This window comes from Pseudogemmatithrix spongiicola, from assembly GCF_030623445.1.
Classification (GTDB): domain Bacteria; phylum Gemmatimonadota; class Gemmatimonadetes; order Gemmatimonadales; family Gemmatimonadaceae; genus Pseudogemmatithrix; species Pseudogemmatithrix spongiicola.
Map to the genome: position 1 here is coordinate 3,211,551 of NZ_CP130613.1, position 12,536 is coordinate 3,224,086.

Here is a 12,536-nt window from a genome sequence, read left to right on the forward strand (position 1 = left end):
GGGAGTCTCCCGGCTGGAGTTGCCAAGGAGACGCCGGCGGCCGGGAAACTTGCACACCTAGCTGGCGGCGGGGTCCTCTCCCTTGCCTGGCACGCGGGTGGGTGTGCGCTCGATCACACGCACCGCCAGCAGGTTCTGGTCGGCGCGGTTCACCGTCGACGTGAGGCTCTCCCCCGGCTCGCGCACGGCCCAGCCGAGGCTGAACGGCACCGGCGCCGTCCGAAGCGCGGCGATGCGCATGCGCTCGGCCACCATTCCCACCTGGGCCTGGCGCGCCCCGCGCAGCACGATCACGAACTCGTCGCCGCCGACGCGCACCACCGGCTCCTCCGCGCGCACCTGCCGCATCAGGAAGCGGCTCATGCGGATGAGCGTGTTGTCGCCCATCTGGTGCCCGTACTCGTCGTTGTACTGCTTGAAGTGGTCGATGTCGATGAACAGGCAGCCCCAGCTCTCGTCGCCGGGGCTGAGCACAGCGTCGAGATCGGCCAAGTGCCGCCGGTTGTAGCAGCCGGTGAGCGGGTCGCGCACGCTCTGCTGGCGGAGCTCCTCTTCCAGTTGCTTGCGCTGCGTGATGTCGACGAGGATGCCGTGGTAGATCGTCTCGCCCGATTCCGCTTCCTGCACGGCGTACATGGTGTCGAGCACGGTCAGCATCATGCCGTCCGGGCGCAGCAGTTGCAGTTCGAAGTCCCGCACGAAGCCATCGCGCTCCACCATGTCCATCTCCGCCAGGCGCCTCGACGGATCCACCACCATCTCGTTCGCGCCGTACGCCTTCAGGTCGTCGAGCCCGCGGACGCCGAGGAGCTGGAAGAACGCCGGGTTCGCATCGAGGACGTTGCCGCGCATGTCGGTGATGTAGATCGCCTCGCGCAGGTTCGCGACCAGCGAACGCAGCGCGTCGGGGTCCTGCAGCGAGCGGAAGCGGCGCGGGCTCATGCGACCACCGCCTCGCGCGCTTCCCACTGCTTCATCATGCCGATGAACGCGGTCGCGGCCTCGAGGTCGAAGTCCGGCCCCGCGCCCTGTTCGATCTGCTTCAGCACGCGCTCCGGCTCCCAGGCCTCGCGGTACGGGCGGTTGGTGCGCAATGCGTCGTACACGTCGCAGACGTGCACCAGCTTGCTCGCCGAGTGCACGCCGCGCTCGAAGTGCCGCCGCGGATAGCCCTGCCCGTTGATCATGATGTGGTGCTCGTAGGCCACCGCCGCCGCGAGATCGAGGTTGTGGTCGCTCTCGTAGATGATCTTCGCCCCGTCGATCGGGTGCTTGCGCATGATCACCCACTCCTCGTCCGTCAGCTTGCCCGGCTTGGTCAGCACTTCCTTGGGGATGCGGACCTTGCCAAGGTCGTGCAGCAGGCCGGCGACGCCGAACGCACGCACGTCGCTCGGGCCCATGCCCATCCACTCCGCCAGCGCCATCGTCAGCACGGAGACGTTCAGCGAGTGCGTCGTCGTGTACTGGTCGAATTCCTTGAGCTGCAGCAGCGGCATCACGATGTTGCGGTCGCCGTGCATCGCCAGCGAGAGCGACCGCACCACGGACTCGGCCTCGAACAGCGGCAGTTCGCCCGTCTCCTGCACTTCGCGGTGCATCCACTCCACCGTATCGGCTTCCTCGCCGAGCGTGTACGTGAAGTTGGTCGTCGGTACCGGCAGGACCAGCTTGGGATCCTCGCCGCCCTTCACGCCGATCGCGCCGAACTTGATCGTCGAACGCTTCTCGGGACTGCGCGTCGTGGAGTCGATGGCCTGCAGCGTGATGCGCGCCAGTACCTCATCGAGGAACAGCTCGAACTCCTCGCGTGTCGTGCCCTTCTGGAACTCCACGCGCTGCACGCCCGCGTTGGCGAGACGGGTGCCCCAGTCCCAGTCCCCGAGTTCGCGCAGCGACATCTCGCCGTACACGACGTCCTGCCCGAGAAACGAGAAGCGTGGCTTCGGGTCGGTCTCCTGCAGGACCTGCAGCCGCTCGAAGGCCTGCTCGATGCCGCGCGCGCGCGCCGGATGCCCCTCCGAGTAGAGGGACATCGTCGCCAAGGCCTGCGCGAACGTCGTGAGGAACTTCACGGCTTCGGTCACGCCATCTCCGCGTCGGTGTCGACGGCGATGAGCGGCTCGCCGGCGGACGGCGTCTCGCTGCGCGGCCGCGCCGTCATCGCGGCGGCCGCGACGATCTCGACGTCACCGCTCGCGGCCGCCAGCGCCAACGGCTGCTTCGCCGCCGGATGCGTGCGCCAGTGGATCGCCAGGCCCTCGAGTGCCGCCAGCATCTCCGGCGACTTCCCCACCAACGCCTCGCGCTTGATGAGCTTGCCGACCTTCACCACGCGGTTCGCCAGCCAGGTCGGCGTGTCCGTGGCGCGGTCGGAACTCAGCGCGCGAATGCCGAGGGCGCGCAGGTCCGGCGAGAGCAGCGCTTCGTCCGCGCGCGTGCGCAGCACCAGCGCCGCGTCGTGCGGGCAGTTCGTCATCGCCGCACCGAGGCCCAGGCGCACGTTGCCTTCGTCGGCGTCGGCCAGCGCGCGCACGATGGCCGCATCGCGCGTCTGCGGCGCGCGCAGCAGCTGCCGGAGCGTCTCGCGGCGCACCGCCGCATCCGGATGGTCCATCCACTGCGCCGCGTCGAAGCCGCAGGCCCACTCCGGATGCCGGCCGAGCAAGGCGAGCAGCGGACGCAGCAGCGTCCAGCGCATACCCGGCAATCGCGCGAGGATCTCCGGACCCGCCGCCGGCCCGATGCGTTCGAGCAGCTGCGCGAGCGACTGCTGGCGCCGCTCGTCCGTCGCCTCCTCGAAGGCGTCCAGCAGCGCGTCCGCCGCGGCGACGCCCATGCGCCGCACGATGCGCTCGAGGGTGGCGACTGGCAGCGGCTCGAGCGCGAGCTGGAGCCGCAATTGCTGCGGCGTCGCCACATGGCGCCACAGCGCATCGCGCATCCACAGCGACGGCGCGTTGTCCACGAGGTTGAGCAGCGGTGCCACATCGCTGCGCTGCGCCATCACATCCGCCGAACGCCAGACCTGGTCCCCGAGCGTCTCGATCTCGAGCCCCATCGCCAACAGGCGCTCGGGTTCGATGGGGAAGCTGTGTTCCACCGTTCGCTGCTGCGGCTCGGCGCGCGCCATCTTCTCCAGCGCCTCGCGGTACCCGTCCGGATTCGGATCGTCGAGCGCCCAGCCTTCCATCAGCTTCTTGACCTGATCACGCAACGCGCCGTCGGCCTGTGTGCGCGTCGTCGACGGTCCCGATTCGGCATGCGTCGCCAGCTTCGAGAGCATGCGGACCATCGAGTGCGAGACGTTCTGTCCCGAGCTCTCCGACGCGGCCCGCACCAGTTCGATCACCGCGTCCAGGGCCATGCCCTGCGCCGCATCGAGTACGAACTTCTGCTGCTGCTTGCGGTTGCCGCCCATGCGGACCAAGCGCTCGAGCGTCGCCGGCGAGAGCTGCGCGATGAGCTGCGAGATGCGTCGCTGCAGGGCCGCCGCCTCGCGACCCGACTTGTGCTTGAGTTCCTCGGCGATCTGCAGCAGGTAGCCGACGACGACCTGGTCGTACGCGGCGTCGCGCTTGTGCTCCTCGATCGCCTGCGCCACGACCGCCGGATCGACGCCCGCGGGATCGTCGGTGTCGAGCTTGTCGGCCTGCGCCACCAACGCCGCCCGTGCAAGGCCCACCCACAGCGCGGCCGCGCGGCTGCCGCTCGCCTTCTGCCCGTCGTCGTCCTCGTCGCCCGCGTTGGGATCCTCCTCCAACAGCTGCAACTGCGCGAACGTCAGCGGAAACAGCCGGATGTGCGGCCACTGCGTGAGCACCTCGGGACCCTCGAGCCCCAGCGGCCGCGGCAAGCGTCCCGCGTCCACCGACACGGTGGACAGCATGTCCGTGAGCTCATCCTCCGTCACGCCCACGCTGAACTTCACGGCGCCCAGATGATGCTTGTGCAGCCGGTTCGCGAGCTCGCGCAGCACCGGGTTGCCCTCGTCCGTCGCCACGCCCTCGATGATCAGCTGGTGCCGCGCCACGCCCAGCGAGAGCGCCGCGCGCTCGCGCAGCAACGCGGCGAGCCGCGCACTCAGATCCGTCGTCGTGTTCTCCAGCAACGGATGCCCGGCCGGGTAGATCGCGTTCTTGTGCAGCCCGATCGAAAACTCGATCAGGAAGTCGGTCAGCTCCTTCGAGAGCGTCGCGGACTCGCCAGCCGTCGCCAAACGGGACATTGGCCGGAATATGTGCGGGCGCCATGTAACGCGCCAATATCTAATAGGATGCGATCGCTGGCCTCCCACCCCAGGCCCGTCTATATATCTGCCGTGCGCAGCCCCGCCCCGCTTTCCGCCACGCAGCGCGAGGTCCTCCGGGCCATCGCCGAAGCCGTCGTTCCGCACGCCTTCGCCGATGCCGATCGCGGCCGGGCGCTCGTCGACGCCGTCCTCGCGCGCATCGCCCGATTGCATCCCCGCAAACGACGCGACCTCGGACTCGCCATCTCGCTGCTCGGGGCGCGGCCTGCGGCCGTTGTTGCGGGCCTCCCGCCGAGCCGCTTTGAACGCCAGTCCGTCCAGAACCGGACGCGCATCCTCGAGGCATGGGCGCAAAGTCGCATCCCGCTCATGCGCACGGTCCTGCAGTCCGTGCGCCGTCTCGTGTTGCTCGTCGAGTACGGCACTGAAGACGCGCAGCGCGAGGTCGGTTACCGCGGCGCGTACCACACGCGCGGTCCTGCCGTGCCGTGGGAAGGCGCGCTCGCCGGCACGCCATCGGACGATGAACCGGTGGCGCGCGCGCCGATCCCCGAGGCTGCGCATCGCCAACCCGTCTCTTCCACGCGCCTGACGCCCCTTACCCTCGACGGCAGCGTCCTGCGCTGTGACGCCGTGGTGATCGGCACGGGAGCGGGAGGCGCGACCGCGGCAGCGCGTCTCGCCGAGTCGGGGCTCGATGTCCTCGTCGCCGAGGGCGGCGAACTCGTGCAGCCGAGTGAGTTCGATGAGCGCGAAGGTCCGCTCTTCGAGCGACTCTACGCCGATGGCGGACTCCGCACCACCGACGACCTCGGCGTCGCCATGGTCCAAGGCGTCACGGTCGGCGGCAGCACGACCGTGAACTGGATGATCATGCTGCGGACACCCGACTGGGTGCTCGACGGCGCCGCCAAGCTCGGCTGGTCCGCACAGCACGCGGTGATCAACGCGCGCAACTGCATTCGCACGGGCTTCTGCGGCTACGGCTGTCGCAGCGGCGCCAAGCAGGGCACGCTGGAGACCTTTCTCCCGCGCGCCTTGGCCGCCGGTGCGCGCCTCATCGTGAACGCCGAGGCGCAGCGCATCGAGTTCGTCGAGCGCGGCGGGCCCTTCCCGAAGAAGCGCATCGTGCTGCAGCAGCGGCTCCCCGATGGCCGCGTCCGCGATGTCGGGGTCGAGGCGAAGGTGGTGGTGGTTGCAGGCGGCGCCGTCGGCACGCCGGTGCTGCTCCAACGCTCGGGTCTCGGGGGCGGCGCGGTCGGCAAGTACCTGCGCCTGCATCCGACCACCGGACTCAATGGCATCTACGACCGCGAGATCTACGCCGCGGGTGGCATCCCCATGACGTCCGTCTGCGACGAGTTCCACCGGCTCGACGCCAACGGATACGGCGTGTGGATCGAGACGCCACCGCTTCACCCCGCACTCGCCGCCACCGCCTGCCCCGGCATCGGCGAGCCGCACCGCGCCAAGATGCTGCAGTTCCGGAACACGGGCTCGCTGGTCATCCTCACCCGCGATGGCGCCGACCGCGAGCAATCCAACGGCGACGTCCGCCTGCGGCGCGATGGCTCGGTCTCGATTCGCTACGCCATGGGACGCACGGACCGCGCCCACGCCTTGACAGGGCTCGAAGCGGCCGCCCAGCTCCACTTCGCGATGGGGGCGCGTGAAGTCATCAGCGGCCACGCGCGCGGCCTCACCATGCGGCACCCCGACGACATCGCGCGGCTGCGCGAGCGTCCCATGGGCCCCAACGACCTGCCGTTCTTCTCCGCGCACGTGAACGGCACCTGCCGCTTCGGCACCGACCCCCGGTCCGCCGGCACCGATCCGCACGGTGAACGCTTTGGCGCGCCGGGCGTATTTGTCGCGGACGGTTCGCTCCTGCCCACCGCGCCCGGTGTGAACCCGCAGGAGACGATCTTCGCCCTCAGCACCATCGTCGCGGAACGCATCGCATCGAGAGTCCGGGGCGGATAGCTTTCTAGCTCGCACCACGCCTCCCTCGCCTCGATTCCGCCCGTGTCACAGCCCGACGCCTCGCTGCAATCGCTCGCCATCAACACCGTCCGCACCCTCTCCATGGATGCGGTCCAGGCAGCCGAGTCGGGGCATCCCGGCACCCCGATGGCCTTGGCGCCGCTGGCCTACGCGCTCTACACGCGGCACGTGCGCCACAATCCCGCCGATCCGCATTGGCCCGACCGCGATCGCGTGATCCTCTCCGCAGGCCATGCGTCGATGCTACTCTACTCGACGCTGTATCTCTCCGGCTACGATCTCTCGCTCGACGAGATCAAGAACTTCCGGCAGTGGGGCAGCAAGACACCCGGGCATCCGGAGTTCGGCCACACCGCCGGCGTCGAGACCACCACCGGCCCGCTCGGCCAAGGCGTCGGCAACGCCGTCGGCTTCGCCGTCGCCGAAGCGCACCTCGCCGCGCTGTTCAATCGCGATCGCCACAGCGTCATCGACCACTACACCTGGTTCATCGCCGGCGACGGCTGCCTGCAGGAAGGCATCTCGCACGAGGCTGCGTCCTTCGCCGGCCACCAGAAGCTCGGCAAGCTCATCGGCTTCTTCGACGACAATCGCATCACGATCGACGGCCGCACGGATCTCTCCTGCAGCGATGACGTCCAGAAGCGCTTCGAGAGCTACGGCTGGCAGGTGCTGCACATCAGCGACGTGAACGACCAGTCGCAGATCGACGCCGCCATCGCCGACGCCAAGCGCGACACCGAGCGTCCCACGCTCGTCATCACGCGCACCATCATCGGCTTCGGCTCGCCGAATCGTGCGGACACCGCCAAGGCCCACGGCGAACCGCTCGGCAAGGACGAGATCAAGCTCACCAAGGCCGCCTATGGTTGGCCCAGCGACGAACCCTTCCACGTGCCAACCGCGGCGCTCGAGCATTGGCGCCTCGCCAAGGAGCGCGGCGTCAACATGCAGGCCGAGTGGATGCGCCGTTTCGCCGAGTACGCGAAGGCGTTTCCCAGCGAAGCGAAGGAACTGGGCCGTCGTTGGCACGGCGACCTCCCCGCCGGCTGGGAGAAGTCGCTGCCCGAGTTCACGAGCGAGAACGGCAACGTCGCCAGCCGCGCCGCCAGCGGCAGCGTCATCAACGCCATCGGCCCCGCGGTGCCCGAACTCATCGGCGGTTCCGCCGACCTCACGGGCTCGAACCTCACGAACGTCAAGAACGGCGGCATCTTCTCCGCCACGCAGCGCAGCGGCCGCAACTTCCACTTCGGCATCCGCGAGCATGCCATGGGCGCCGTGATGAACGGCATGGCCCTGCACGGCGGCATCATCCCGTACGGCGGCACGTTCCTCGTGTTCGCCGACTACATGCGGCCGGCGATCCGCCTTGCCGCGCTGATGCGCCAGCAGGTCATCTACGTCTTCACGCACGATTCCATCGGACTCGGCGAGGACGGCCCCACGCATCAGCCCATCGAGCATCTCGGGGCGCTCCGCTGCATCCCGAACCTGCTCGTGCTGCGTCCCGCCGACGCGCAGGAGACGGCGGAGGCCTGGCGCACGGCCCTCAAGCATCGCACGGGGCCGAGCGCGCTGGTGCTCACGCGTCAGAAGCTCCCGTTGATCGATCGCAGCACGCACGGCGCGGCAAGCGGGCTCGCCAAGGGCGCGTACGTGCTCAAGGATGCACCAGAGGGTCAGTCACTCAAGGCGGTGATCCTCGCGACGGGCTCCGAGGTCGAGGTCGCGCTCAAGGCGCAGGCCGAGCTCGCCACGAAGGGCATCGCGACGCGCGTCGTGTCCATGCCGTCGATGGAACTCTTCGCGCAGCAGTCGAAGGAGTATCAGGCATCGGTGCTGCCCGAGGGTGTTCGCCGCGTGGCTGTCGAGGCTGCGCATCCGATGAGCTGGCATCGCTGGGTAGGCGTTGATGGCGCGATCGTCGGCATCGACGGCTTCGGTGCGTCGGCGCCGGCCCCCAAGCTCTTCCAGGAGTACGGCATCACCGCGCAGGCCGTCGTGGCGGCCGTCACGGCGCGCGCGTAGTTCGCGCATGCAGCTCCGCGCGGCCTCCCCACGGTGACCTTCGCCGCCCGATGGACCGCGCGAGCCCCCGGGCTCGCGCTTGTCATTCTCGTCGCCGTCGCCGCGCACGCCCTCGGCGCATGGGAGGTCCGCAGCCTCGGTCGGATGCTCGTCGATCCGCTCGTGCTCGCCATCCTCCTCGGCATGCTCGTGCGCGCCGTGCTCGGCGCGCGTGATCGCCTCGAGGATGGCATCGGCTTCGCAGCCAAAGACGTCCTCGAAGTCGCGGTCGTCCTGCTCGGCGCCTCCGTCAACCTCGCGATGCTCCGGAGCGCGGGCGTACCGCTCGCGCTCGGATTGCTCGGCTTCGTGGCGCTCGCCCTCGTCGGCGGCATCGTGATCGGCCGCGCGTTTGGGCTCACGCCGTCGCTCAGCGTGCTCATCGCCGCCGGCAACGCCATCTGCGGCAACTCGGCCATCGCCGCCGTGGCGCCGAGCATCGGCGCGCGCCGCGAGGACACCGCCTCGGCGGTGGCGTTCACCGCCTTGCTCGGCATGGTCGCCGTGCTCGCGTTGCCGCTGCTCATGCAACCCCTGGGCCTGAGCCACGAGCAGTTCGGCGTGCTGGCCGGTTCGACCGTGTACGCCGTGCCGCAGGTGCTGGCGGCTGCGTATCCCGTCAGCGACGCCGCCGGCGAGATGGCCACGCTCGTCAAGCTCACGCGCGTGCTGCTGCTCGGGCCCATGGTGCTGATCATCGCCGCGTGGTGGCGCCGCACGCACGCCGACGCCAGTGGCCTGAAGATGCCGCGCGTGGGACTGCCGTGGTTCATCGTCGGGTTCGCGCTCCTCGCCTTGCTCCGGGCAACGGGAGTCCTCTCGGTGGCCAACGCCGAACTCGCGGCGGACGGCGCGCATCGCCTCACGCTGGCGGCGATGGCCGGTCTCGGCCTGAGCGTGGACCTGCACGATGTTCGCCGCGTCGGGCTGCGCGCGGCGCTGACCGCCTCGGCCGGCTTGCTCCTGCTGGTCCTCCTCGGCCTCGGACTCGCCCGGCTCGTCTAGCGCGCGGTTCCGGGGCGGTAGGGCGGGCCTGCGCCCAGCACCCCAGCCCGCTGCGCCGTAGACCTTCGACAGCGTTTGCCATCTGGGTGCACAGGGGCCACATTCTCCCCCCGCGCCCGATCCCGCTCTCCGGAGATCTTCGCTTGACCTCACGCCGTGAGTTTCTCGCCTCCACCGGCCTCGCCGCGGGGGCCCTCGCCCTCGCGTCCCGACGCTTGGAGGCCGCTGAATCGGGATCCCCGATTCTCACCGCCACCACCGAGCCGGATCCGCAGGTCCGCGTGCTGCTCATGGAGGCGCTTAACGCCGCCAAGCTCGCCGGCGCCTCCTGGGCCGACGTGCGCGTGCAACGGCAGCGCCGCCAGAACCTCGGCACCCGCGAGCAGCAAGTCACCAACGTCCTCGACACCGATACGATCGGCTGCGGCGTGCGCGTGCTCGTGGACGGCACCTGGGGATTCTCCGCTACGCGCGCCCTCACCACCGACGGCGTCGCTCGTGCCGCGCGGCAGGCCGTAGCGCTCGCCCGCGCCAACCGCGTGGCGCGCGATCGTGAAGTGCGGCTTGCCGCTTCGCCTGCGCACCCGAATGCCACCTGGAAGTCGAGCTACACCGTCGACCCCTGGTCGATCCCGGTCGAAGAGAAGGTGCAGCTGCTGCTCCAGGCCAACGCCGCCGCGCAGCGCGTGCGCAACGTGCGCTTCGTGAACTCCTCGCTGCAGTTCGTGAAGGAAGAGCGTAGCTACGCCAACTCCGAGGGCTCGGTCATCAGCCAGGACGTCGTGCGCTCCTGGGTGACGATGTCGATCACCGCCATCTCCGACGACCGCCGCCAGGTCGCGACGCGCGGCCCAGAGGTCGTGCAGCCCGCCGGCCGCGGCTGGGAGTACGTGCTCGAAGCCGACATCGTCAACAACGCGACCGTGTGGGCCGAGCAGGCGCGCGAGAAGCTGACCGCGCGCTCGGTCGAAGTCGGCCGCTGGGACCTCATCCTGCATCCCTCGCAGCTCTTCCTCACCATCCACGAGTCCATCGGCCACCCGACCGAGCTCGACCGCGCGATGGGGTACGAGGCCAACTACGCCGGCACGAGCTTCATCGCGCCGCCCGACACCGTGCTCGGCAAGCTCAAGCTCGGACCCGAGCACCTCACCATTCGCGGCGATCGCTCGCAGCCCGGCGCGCTGGCCACCATCGGCTACGACGACGACGGCGTCCAGCCGGACGAGTTCGACATCATCAAGAACGGCATCTTCTGGGATTACCAGACCACGCGCGAGCAGGCCGAATGGCTGCGGCCCTGGTACGAGAAGAACAACATGCCCGTGCGCTCGCACGGCTGCGCGTATGCGCAGAGCTGGAGCGACGTGTCGTTCCAGCGCATGCCGAACGTGAGCATCGTGCCCGACCAGCGCGTGGATCGCAGCTGGAACGACCTCATCGCCGCCACCGACAAGGGCATCGCGATGATCGGTCGCGCGTCGTACTCGATCGACCAGCAACGCTACAACGCCCAGTTCGGCGCGCAGATCTGCTATGAAGTGCGCGGCGGCAAGATCGTCGGACAGCTCAAGGACGTCGCCTACGTGATGCGGACCCCGGAATTCTGGAACTCCATCGACCTCATCGGCGGCAAGTCGTCGTACGAGCTCGGCGGCACCTTCAACGACGGCAAGGGCCAGCCGGGGCAGGCCAACGCCGTCTCGCACGGATGCCCGCCCTGCCGCTTCAAGGACATCAACGTGATCAACACGGGGGTGACGCTGTGAGCGCGCATCCCTTTGCCCGTGAGCCCAAGCGGCTCATCGCCCAGCGTGAGGCTGCACGCCACGGCGTACTCGACGAGGCCGTGGTGCTCACGCGCGCCGAGTGCGAGGACATCATCCAACGCGCGCTGCGCGCGTCGAAGGCCGATGCCTGCCGCGTGTCGGTCAACAGCAGCTATGACACGAACGTCCGCTTCGCCGACAATCAGATGTCGACGTCCGGCATTACGGACGACGCCTCGGTGAGCATCACGTCGTTCGTCGGGAAGCGCAGTGCGACCGTCCTCACGAACGACCTCACCGCGCGCGGGCTCGAGACCGCGGTTGCGCAATCGGAAGCCCTCGCCCGGTTGGCACCGGAGGATCCGGAGTCGCTCCCCGAACTCGGGCCGCAGCGCTACGTGGAGATTCCCGCGTGGTTCGACTCCACCGCGCAGCTCAGCGCCGACGATCGTGCCCGCGCGGCGCTCACGGCGCTCGAAGTCTCGCGTCGCGCCAACGACCTCCAGGTCGCCGGCTTCATCGAGTGCAACGCCTCGGCCCGCGCCATCGGCAACAGTGCCGGCTTGTTCGCCTTCCACCGCGGCACGCGGGCGAACTATACGCTCACCGTGCGCACCGCTGACGGCACCGGCTCCTCGTGGAGCGGCGCCGACGAGAACGACTGGAGCAAGATCGACTTCCGCGCCATGGCCACCCGCACCATCGAACGCGCCCGCGCCTCGCGCGAACCGCGCGCCGTGGAGCCCGGCCGGTACACGGTCATCTTCGAGCCGCAGGCCTCCGCCGACTTCCTAGGCGCCATCCGTGGCACCCTCGGTGCCCGTGCCGCCGACGAAGGTCGCTCGGCCATGGCGAAGCCCGGTGGCGGCACCAAGCTCGGCGAGCGCATCCTCGATTCGCGTATCTCGCTGGTCAGTGACCCCGCGGATGCGCAGATCCTGAATGCGCCGTTTGACAACGATGGCCTGCCGCTGCAGCGCGAGACCTGGGTCGAGAACGGCATCCTGAAGCAGCTCTCCTACGACCGCTTCTGGGCCCAGAAGCAAGGGGTCCGTCCCACCGGCGGCGGCGGTGGATTCGGAGGTGGCGGCGGCGGCTTCAAGATGCTCGGCGGCGATTCGTCCATCGATGCCATGATCCGCGGCACCGAGCGCGGCGTGCTCGTGACCCGCCTCTGGTACCTGCGCGCGGTGGATCAGCGCACGCTGGTCTACACGGGCCTCACCCGCGACGGCACCTTCCTCATCGAGAACGGTCGCATCAGCCGATCGATCAAGAACTTCCGCTTCAACGATTCGCCGCTCCTGATGCTCAACAAGGTGGACGCCATCGGCCCCACCGTGCGCACGGATGGCGGCGTGTTCCCGGCCATCAAGGCGCGGGACTTCGCGTTCACCTCGCTTTCGGACGCGGTGTAATGGGCGGCATCGCTCGGC

General features: G+C 69.3%; 8 protein-coding genes. 5 read left to right on the plus strand and 3 right to left on the minus strand.

All coding sequences use genetic code 11. From position 1 onward, the window contains the following. Window positions 1-57 precede the first annotated feature (57 nt). The 3 genes from Strain318_RS14720 to Strain318_RS14730 are packed head-to-tail and all read right to left on the minus strand — an operon-like array spanning window position 58 to window position 4,228. Complete coding sequence (locus Strain318_RS14720; protein ID WP_367887967.1) at window positions 58-942, minus strand: sensor domain-containing diguanylate cyclase; 885 nt, start codon at window positions 940-942, stop codon at window positions 58-60. Next, a complete protein-coding gene (locus Strain318_RS14725) occupies window positions 939-2,087 on the minus strand; it encodes an HD-GYP domain-containing protein (RefSeq protein WP_367886442.1) in 1,149 nt (382 codons plus the stop codon). The genes Strain318_RS14720 and Strain318_RS14725 overlap by 4 nt, the downstream gene beginning before the upstream one ends. Continuing rightward, window positions 2,084-4,228, minus strand: a complete 2,145-nt coding sequence (locus tag Strain318_RS14730) for a hypothetical protein (RefSeq protein ID WP_367886443.1) — start codon at window positions 4,226-4,228, stop codon at window positions 2,084-2,086. The genes Strain318_RS14725 and Strain318_RS14730 overlap by 4 nt, the downstream gene beginning before the upstream one ends. 93 nt (window positions 4,229-4,321) lie before the next feature. Between Strain318_RS14730 and Strain318_RS14735 the strand changes: the two genes are divergently transcribed. The 5 genes from Strain318_RS14735 to Strain318_RS14755 all read left to right on the plus strand — a co-directional run bounded on the left by Strain318_RS14735 (window position 4,322) and on the right by Strain318_RS14755 (window position 12,518). After that, a complete protein-coding gene (locus Strain318_RS14735) occupies window positions 4,322-6,235 on the plus strand; it encodes a GMC family oxidoreductase N-terminal domain-containing protein (protein WP_367886444.1) in 1,914 nt (637 codons plus the stop codon). Between the two features lie 42 nt (window positions 6,236-6,277). Further along, on the plus strand, window positions 6,278-8,287 hold the full coding sequence (gene tkt, locus Strain318_RS14740) for a transketolase (RefSeq protein WP_367886445.1): 2,010 nt from the start codon (window positions 6,278-6,280) through the stop codon (window positions 8,285-8,287). A gap of 33 nt (window positions 8,288-8,320) precedes the next feature. After that, window positions 8,321-9,331, plus strand: a complete 1,011-nt coding sequence (locus Strain318_RS14745) for a YeiH family protein (protein ID WP_367886446.1) — start codon at window positions 8,321-8,323, stop codon at window positions 9,329-9,331. A gap of 143 nt (window positions 9,332-9,474) precedes the next feature. Beyond that, window positions 9,475-11,100 (plus strand): TldD/PmbA family protein, encoded by a 1,626-nt coding sequence (locus Strain318_RS14750; RefSeq protein ID WP_367886447.1) that lies wholly within the window; start codon window positions 9,475-9,477, stop codon window positions 11,098-11,100. Continuing rightward, window positions 11,097-12,518, plus strand: a complete 1,422-nt coding sequence (locus tag Strain318_RS14755) for a TldD/PmbA family protein (RefSeq protein ID WP_367886448.1) — start codon at window positions 11,097-11,099, stop codon at window positions 12,516-12,518. Before Strain318_RS14750 ends, Strain318_RS14755 begins: the two co-directional genes overlap by 4 nt. Window positions 12,519-12,536 lie beyond the last annotated feature (18 nt).

What these genes read in the sequence shown, in the direction of transcription:
- Strain318_RS14730 (WP_367886443.1), bottom strand. Translation starts at nt 4,228, where the DNA reads ATGTCCCGTTTGGCGACGGCTGGCGAGTCCGCGACGCTCTCGAAGGAG.
- Strain318_RS14720 (WP_367887967.1), bottom strand. Translation starts at nt 942, where the DNA reads ATGAGCCCGCGCCGCTTCCGCTCGCTGCAGGACCCCGACGCGCTGCGT.